Source organism: Gelidibacter sp., from assembly GCF_039916245.1.
In the GTDB taxonomy this organism is placed as follows: Bacteria; Bacteroidota; Bacteroidia; order Flavobacteriales; family Flavobacteriaceae; genus Gelidibacter.
Genome location: NZ_JBDSLS010000191.1, coordinates 1 through 6247 on the forward strand (window position 1 = coordinate 1; position 6247 = coordinate 6247).

Sequence of the window (6247 nt, forward strand, 5' to 3'; positions counted from 1 at the left end):
AGTCCGGTGCAATTGGTAACGACTTTGCTTTCTGCATTAAAACAGCGTAATAATTTAGATACCTCTTATGTGGAAGACCTCGTGTTAGGATGTGTTACGCAAGCCGGTGAGCAGGGTGGGAATATTGCTAAAGTAGCCGCTCAGGTGGCGAATTACGGTGATCATCTGGCCGCAGTTTCATTAAATAGATATTGTGCTTCTGGATTAGAGGCGGTCAATCAGGCGGCAGCGCGTGTAAGGTCTGGTTGGTCTGATCTTATTATCGCAGGTGGCGTAGAGTCAATGTCGAGAGTGCCAATGGGAATTGATGGTTCGGCCTGGGTTATGGAACCCGATGCTGCATTTGGAAAGTTTGTGCCACAAGGTATTTCGGCAGATTTAATCGCCACAAAATATGGGTATTCACGAAACGATGTGGACAGTTTTGCTTTAGAATCACAAAAAAGAGCCACCGCGGCTTGGGCGAAAAATGCATTCCAAAAATCGATCATTCCAGTTATGGATATCAACGGTTTAGAAATCTTAGCGATAGACGAATATATTCGTTCCAACACCACTTTAGAAGGTTTGGGTAAATTGAATCCCGCTTTTGAAATGATGGGACAGATGTTGTTCGATCAAACTGCTTTAGATACCTATTTAGAAATCGAGCAAATTAACCATATCCATCACGCTGGTAATTCTTCTGGTCTTGTTGATGGTGCTGCATTAATGCTCATTGGCACCAAAGAAATTGGACAGAAATTGGGATTGACGCCAAGAGCAAAAATCAGAATGGGCAGTATTATTGGATCAGAACCTTTAATTATGCTCGAAGGGCCAACGCCAGCTACTAAAAAAGCATTGCACAAAGCCGGGATGAAAGCTTCTGACATTGATTTATGGGAGGTCAACGAGGCGTTTGCAGTCGTGCCGTTACGTATTATGGAAAACATGAAAATAGACCATTCCATTGTCAACGTCAACGGCGGTGCGATTGCGATGGGGCATCCTTTAGGAGCCACCGGCTGTATGATTTTAGGAACCGCTTTAGATGAATTGGAGCGGCAAGATAAAAGCACCGCCTTAGCCACGCTCTGCGTGGGTGGAGGCATGGGAATCGCTACAATAATCGAACGTGTGTAATCGCTTAAAAGAAAACAAAATGCAACATATAAAATATTCAATAGATACGGACGGAATTGCTTTTATTACTTGGGATGTCGCCAACGCTCCGGTTAATATCATGAACGAAGCAACCGTTATAGAATTTTTCACAGCGACAGATAAAGCTTTTAATGATGACACTGTAAAAGGAGTTGTTATCAATTCGGCGAAACAGGATTTCATTGCAGGAGGCGATTTGAAGTGGTTTTTAAATTATGATAAATCTAAAGAAGACGCTTTCGAAATGCTCATGCAAACACATCGTGCCATGCGTCGATTGGAACGTTCTTCCAAACCTGTTGTAGCTGCCATGAACGGATTGGCATTGGGCGGTGGTGTAGAAATTGCGCTGGCTTGTAATTACAGAATTATGACCGATCATCCTAAAAACGTCATGGGATTAGTAGAATGCTCTGTAGGATTATTTCCTGGTGCAGGTGGGACGCAACGTTTTTTGCGACTATTAGGCCCTCGAAAAGCGATTGAATATATTACCCAATCTAGACAACTAACGGCAGTACAGGCTTTAAAAGTTAAATTAGTCGATCAAATCTGTAGTCCAGAAGACGATATTAATGCCTTAGCAAAAGCATGGATATTAAAAAATCCAGAAGTACAGCAGCCTTGGGACGATAAACGTTTTGTGGTTCCTGGAACTCCAAATGGGATCGGACAGGTTTCTGGATTTACCGAGTTTTATTCCGTGTCAAATGCGATGGCGTATAAAACAACGCATGGTAATATGCCTCATATTAAAAATGTGTTGAGTGCTATTTATCATGGGAGTTCAACGGGAATAGATCATGCGTTGGAAGTTGAAGCGCGTTATTTTGTAGATACCTTATTTAGTAAAGAAACTAAAAACATTATTCGAGCCTCCTTCATTTTTATTGGCGATGCTGCCAAAGGAAAAGCGAAACCAAAAGGTTTTCAACAAACCACTTTTAGAAAAGTAGGCGTTTTAGGTGCAGGAATGATGGGCGCCGGGATTGCCTATGTTTCAGCTAAAGCAGGATTAGATGTGGTGCTTAAAGATGTCTCTTTAGAAAGCGCAGAAAAAGGGAAAGCTTATGCAACAAGCCTTGAACAGCAAAAAATAGAGAACGACAAATCAACTCAAGAGAAATCATCAGTAATTTTAGATCATATTATTCCTTCGGATAATTTGGAGGATTTAAAAGATTGTGATTTAATTATCGAAGCTGTTTTTGAAAATGAACAGTTAAAAAACACCGTCACAAAAGAAACAGAAGCCGTTATAAAACCCGGAGTTGTTTATGCCAGTAATACGTCAACAATTCCTATTTCTGCGCTGGCGAAAGCGTCGTCGCGATCGGATAAATTTATAGGCTTACATTTCTTTTCTCCGGTAGATAAAATGCCTTTGGTAGAAGTCATTGTCGGTAAAGAAACTTCTGATGAAACCTTGGCCGCAGCTATAGATTATGTGACCAAAATACGCAAAGTGCCGATTGTGGTTAACGATGGCCGCGGGTTTTTCACGTCTCGTGTGTTCGGGAAGTTTGTCAACGAAGGTATCGCCATGTTAACGGAAGGCATTCCACCTGCAGTTATAGAAAATGTAGCGAAGAAGCTAGGCATGCCCGTAGGGCCTTTGGCAATTTCCGATGAGGTCAATTTAAAACTCATGTTAGATATTATGGGAGAAGATCCTAATCTGTCAGATTTTGAAAAAGAATTGGAAAAAACGTTAACGACCATAGTTACAAAGCATCAAAGAACAGGAAAAAAAGAAGGCAAAGGATTTTATGACTATCCGAAAGGTGAAAAAAAACACCTCTGGAAAGAGTGGGCTGCCATTTATCCCGTTCAAACAGACTATGACGAAGAAGAAATAGGAAGACGTTTGTTATTTGCCATGGTCATTGATTCCTATAAGTGTTTGGATAGTGGCGTATTAAAAGAACCTAAAGACGCCGATGTCGGATCCATTTTAGGACTTGGATTCCCAATTTACACAGGAGGCGTGATGTCCTATATCGATTATATAGGCGCTCAAGAATTTAAAGATTATGCGGCTTTTTTAACTGAAAGGCACGGCGAGCGCTTCCAATTACCAGAAACACTTTTGGAGCGTATTCAAAATGCGGGCACCAATCGTGTATTTTACAGAAACTAAATAGTTCAACCATGAATGTTGAGGGTTTAATGGTGTTCCGAATTTGAAAAAATCCCGACGTAGGACTTTTAGACGTATGACATAAGACTAATTAAGATGCTCTCTGAGAACAAATTTATAAAAGACAACTAAATCACTATGGACTAAAGTGTTATAGGTTTTTTAAACAGACTGAAAGTCTGTTGCTTTCGTGAAATTTATCGTGCCAAATTTGAAACAACATTCTCAGAATATCAGTAAGTTCGTGGAAATTCGTGAAATTCGTGTCAAAATTTATAGAAGCTAAAGCGAGATGTGCTAAAGTGCATATTTTCAAATATTTATGAGACCAAAAAATGTGTATTAGTAACGAATAAACTCTAAGTCTTATGTCCTTTCGTCTTATGTAATAGGCCAAGTGGAAATCATAAAAAAATGACAGACACAAATAATGTAAAATCAACCAAAATAACAGCAACAGCAAAATAAAGAAGCCATGTTACAAACCGTATTATTAGAACGAAAAATATATGCATCAGAAGAACATCAAATGATGCGCGGAATGATTCAGGATTTCATTAAAAACGAAATCTTGCCTCAAATGGAAACTTGGGAAAAGCAAGGTATGGTCAGTCGGGACATCTGGAAACGCGCGGGCGACTTAGGCTTGCTGTGTATGGATATGCCAGAAGCTTACGGAGGCTCAGGATTAGATTTTAGTTTTAGCGCTTTATTTATTGAAGAATTAGCTAAAAAAGGAATTAGCGGACCTGGGTTTTCATTGCACTCCGATATCGTGGCGCCCTATATTTTAAAATATGGTACCGATGCTCAAAAAGAGCACTACTTACCACTTATGGCCACTGGCGAAATGATCACAGCCATTGGAATGACCGAGCCTAATTGCGGATCAGATTTGCAGGCCATCCGCACGACTGCGATTGATAAAGGCGATCATTATGTGGTGAACGGACAAAAAACATTTATAACCAACGGGTATCTGTCCGATATGTCCATTGTTGCAGTAAAAACAAATTCAGGTACTCCGAATGAAGGCGTTTCTTTATTAATTATGGAAAGCAAATGGGACGGGTTTGAAAAAGGGATTCCTTTCAAAAAAATAGGAATGAAAGCGCAAGATACTTGTGAGCTGTTTTTTGATAATGTAAAAGTTCCTAAGGAAAACCTATTAGGCAAAGAAGGCGAAGGCTTTGTGATCATGATGACCGAATTAGCACGCGAGCGTTTGTCTGTAGCCTTGTCAGCCATCGGAGGCGCTGAAGGTGCCATAGAAGACACCATCGCATACACCTCGACCAGGACGGCTTTTAAACAACCTATTGCAGGGTTTCAAAACACCCAGTTTAAATTGGCCGAGGCTGCAGCACAATTACAAATTCATCAAGCTTTTGTGGACCGTTGTACAGAAGATTTAGCACAGCACAAACTTTCCGCGGAAAGTGCTTCTATGGCCAAGTTCTCGGCAACGGATATGCACAGTAAAGTCGTGGATGAATGTTTGCAGTTATTTGGCGGCTATGGCTATATGTGGGAATATCCGATTGCACGAATGTATGCCGATAATCGTGTCGCACGGATTTATGCGGGTACCAATGAAATCATGAAATTAGTAGTGGCCAGAGGACTTTTCAAAGAGTTGTTTGCTCAAATGAAAGCCATACGCAAGAAGGACTAAACACCAATGGAATAAAACTAAAGTGGTATAGTTTATTAGCAGACTGAAAGTCCGTTACATTAGTGAAATCGATAGTAACTGATTTGCGTACTTATTTTCAGGGAATGAATGAATTTGTGAAAATAATGAAATTCGTGTCAACCTTTTAGACACATACACCTATTTGACAAACATTCTAGTTGAGGTTTAAATTATTTTGAGACCAACAGAGATTTGAAAACAGGATGAATGTCTGTTTCATTAGTGAGATCTATAATAAATATTCACGCTCCCATTTTCAGGGTACAAGTGAATTTGTGATAATTCGTGTAATTCGTGTCAAAAAAACCACAAAATTAATGCAAGAAACCAAACCATTACAAGGTATTACCGTTATTGATTTTACACGCTTGCTTCCTGGGCCTTTAGGCACTCATTTTTTGAGTCAATTAGGCGCGCAAGTCATCAAAATAGAAGGCCCCAAACGTCTAGATTATACGCGATTTTATGATCCTAAAATAGAGGGTAGTTCAGTCATGTTTCATATGCTGAACCATTCTAAAGAACAACTTATTGTGGATTATGAAACAGAAGAAGGTTATCAAAAAACACTCGAATTAATAGCCACGGCAGATGTATTGATCGAGCAGTTCCGTCCAGGAGCAATGGCGAGTTTTAATTTAGATTTTGAAACTGTAAAACAAATAAATCCCAATATAGTTTATGTTTCCGTAACAGGTTATGGGCAAAAAGGAGAATTGCATTTAAAAGCAGGTCACGATATCAATTATTTAGCGACTTCAGGGCTATTGGATTTAAACAGGGATGAACAAGGAAAACCTGTGATTCCCGGTTTTCAAATCGCCGATATTGCAGGAGGTTCTTATATGTTGCTTTCGGCATGTACTTCAGGTTTGTTGGCTCAAAAAATGCAGCAAAAACCACAGTATATCGATTTGAGTTTGCTGGATGCCACTATTCCAATAAACGCCATTGCCCATAGTATGTCGCAAGGTGGAGCATCGTATAAACAAACACCGATTCTAAGCGGTATGCTTGTCAATTATAATGTTTATGAATGCTTGGATGGAAAATGGATGGCATTGGGCGCCTTAGAACTCAAATTCTGGAATGACTTCTGTCAAATGGTTGAAAAACCAGAATGGATAGCAAAATCAGAAATGGAACTTATCAACGGCATTTTTCCCAAAAAAGATTTAGAACTGCTTTTTAAAACTAAAACAAGAGACGAATGGGCAAGTTTAAGTAAGGATTACGATAATTGTTTGTCTCCAATTTTAGAACTT

The 6247-nt window shown here is 39.7% G+C and carries 4 protein-coding genes; all 4 read left to right on the plus strand.

Annotated elements, in window-relative coordinates; all coding sequences use genetic code 11:
• On the plus strand, positions 1-1125 hold a 1125-nt coding region (locus ABIQ28_RS10320), incomplete at its 5' end, for an acetyl-CoA C-acetyltransferase (protein WP_348036955.1).
• 19 nt (positions 1126-1144) lie between these two features.
• Positions 1145-3286, plus strand: coding sequence for a 3-hydroxyacyl-CoA dehydrogenase NAD-binding domain-containing protein (locus tag ABIQ28_RS10325; RefSeq protein ID WP_348036957.1), 2142 nt, complete (start codon positions 1145-1147; stop codon positions 3284-3286).
• A 475-nt stretch (positions 3287-3761) separates the two neighbouring features.
• Complete coding sequence (locus ABIQ28_RS10330; protein WP_348036959.1) at positions 3762-4961, plus strand: acyl-CoA dehydrogenase family protein; 1200 nt, start codon at positions 3762-3764, stop codon at positions 4959-4961.
• A 338-nt stretch (positions 4962-5299) separates the two neighbouring features.
• Positions 5300-6247: CaiB/BaiF CoA-transferase family protein (locus ABIQ28_RS10335; protein ID WP_348036961.1), on the plus strand; the 948-nt coding region annotated here is incomplete at its 3' end.

Coding starts and splice junctions, on each gene's coding strand:
- ABIQ28_RS10325 (WP_348036957.1), top strand. CDS start 1,145: ATGCAACATATAAAATATTCAATAGATACGGACGGAATTGCTTTTATT.
- ABIQ28_RS10330 (WP_348036959.1), top strand. CDS start 3,762: ATGTTACAAACCGTATTATTAGAACGAAAAATATATGCATCAGAAGAA.